At 43.3% G+C, this 2,272-nt stretch carries 1 protein-coding gene; it reads right to left on the bottom strand.

Features of this window, described 5'->3' with window-relative positions; translation table 11 throughout:
• A partial coding sequence (locus QZ379_RS10540) for a DNA topoisomerase (protein WP_291564245.1) occupies window positions 1–1,602 on the bottom strand: 1,602 nt, incomplete at its 3' end.
• Window positions 1,603–2,272: the final 670 nt, after the last annotated feature.

Here is a 2,272-nt window from a genome sequence, read left to right on the forward strand (position 1 = left end):
GCCAATACCGTTTTCCTTCATCGCATCACGCAGTTCATCGTTTTCCACCAACTTACCTGCCGTTTCCATAGCCCGTAGCAGAGTAGCCTCAGTATATGGGCGCGGCGGCTGAGTCCACTTCTCGAAAAGCGAAGGATAGTGCGATCCGCTCTCCCCTTTCGTGAATGCAGGCAGAGTCTTCTCCTCGTCATTCTCCTTCGTATCATACTGCTGTTCCTTTGCGAACACCACTCTCCATCCCTGTTCAAGGATTTGCTTTCCAGTCACCTTGAATTCTATCGAATCCGCCTCCCCTATCACAGTAGTGGTAGAGAACTTACAGTCCGGATAGAACACGGCTATGAAACGCCTTGCGATAAGGTCGTAAACCGTTTTCTCCATATTCGTAAGCTCACGCGGCTGCACACCCGTAGGAATAATGGCATGGTGGTCCGTAACCTTAGAATTATCGAACACCTTTTTCGATTTTATAAGCGGTTTGCCCGCCAGAGGAGCCGTATATACGGCATAATCCTTCAGTCCCTCAAGAATCTTCGGACACTTGGGATATATATCGTCACTCAGGAAAGTAGTATCCACACGCGGATAAGTAGCCACCTTCTTTTCGTAGAGCGACTGGATGAGCTGTAAAGTCATATCGGCAGAATAACCGAACTTCTTGTTACACTCCACCTGAAGCGAAGTAAGGTCGAAAAGTCTTGGCGGTGCCTCAGTACCTTTCTTCGATGAAATATCGGTGATGGTAAACGGAGCGTTCTTTATGCGTTCCAACAGTTGCTCGCCCGTAGCCTGGTCGGTGATAGGCGGAATACCCCTGTTGGCATCCTCCTTTGCAGGAGTTTTCTTTTTCAGCTGCGGATTCTCCTTTTCAGCGGCAGCCTCTTCTGCCAGTTCCTCATCACTCTTGCGCACTATGGCAGAGAACACAGTATCCCTGTACGAAGTTTTCAGTTCCCAATACTGTTTAGGCACGAAATTCTCTATCTCCTGCTGCCTTTTCACGATAAGAGCCAACGTAGGAGTCTGCACACGCCCGATAGACAGTACCTGCTTGTTCTGTCCGTATTTAAGGGTATAAAGTCGTGTGGCGTTCATACCAAGCGTCCAGTCGCCTATCGCACGGCTGAGTCCAGCCTCATACAAAGGCTGGAATTCCGACTGATCCTTCAAGTTTGCAAATCCCTCTCTGATAGCCTCTTCCGTAAGCGACGAAATCCACAGACGCTTCACCGGACATTTCGCCCCGGCTTTCTGCATCACCCATCGCTGTATCAGTTCCCCTTCCTGTCCGGCATCACCGCAGTTTATAATCATATCCGCCTTCTGCATCAACGATTCTATTATCTTGAACTGCTTTTCTATGCCTGAATCGTTTATCAGCTTAATCCCGAAGCGCGGCGGTATCATCGGCAGACTTGCCAGCGACCACGATTTCCACTGCGGAGTATATTCGTGCGGCTCTTTCAGCGTACACAGGTGTCCGAATGTCCATGTCACCTGATATCCGTTTCCTTCTATGAAACCATCCTTCTTATTGTGTGCGCCAAGCACTTCCGCTATATCTCTTGCCACACTGGGCTTTTCGGCTATGCAAACTATCATTCTCTGTCAGTATAAGCTTATAAAATCGTTAAATATCATGCAATTTTCGTGATTTTTTCCGATATAACCAAATAAATGTGGTATTTATAGGGATTGAGAAAACAGGGTACAGCTTACATTAAATAATGAGAATTGAAAAATCCAAAGAAATAAATCGGCTGATTTTTAAATTTTCCAAAGGAATAATGGATTTGTATATATAAAAAAGAGACAAATCAAACTGACGAAAGTTCAAAATTTCGGATTATAAAGTTATAAAAGAGTTGATATGTTCTATAAATCACAATGTGTTTTTATAAATATAACTTAACAGATCATGAAAGAGCGAAACAGAGAAAATATAAGAAAATGATAGAATAAATTATTATTTTGAACATTTTTAGAGTTTCATTCATTTTATATACAATTATATATATTTTTTACTGTTTTCTAATTTGAATTTATTACCTTTGCATCGGATATAAAATCCTATATAAAACATATCGAAAAAAGAGGCATTATGTCTTCTTCTTGTATGTACGAAGCCTGAGAAACTTCTAAAGTGAACAAGAGAGGTCGTAATGGTCTCCACGCATATGCGTGGGGCTGTTATTCCCACATCTGTTCACGAAGGTTTTCTCAGGGCCTGTACATAAAGAAGTGTGGCATACAGTTCCACGCTTCTTTTTTG

Origin of the sequence: Bacteroides sp., from assembly GCF_019417265.1 — a bacterium.
GTDB lineage: Bacteria > Bacteroidota > Bacteroidia > Bacteroidales > Bacteroidaceae > Phocaeicola.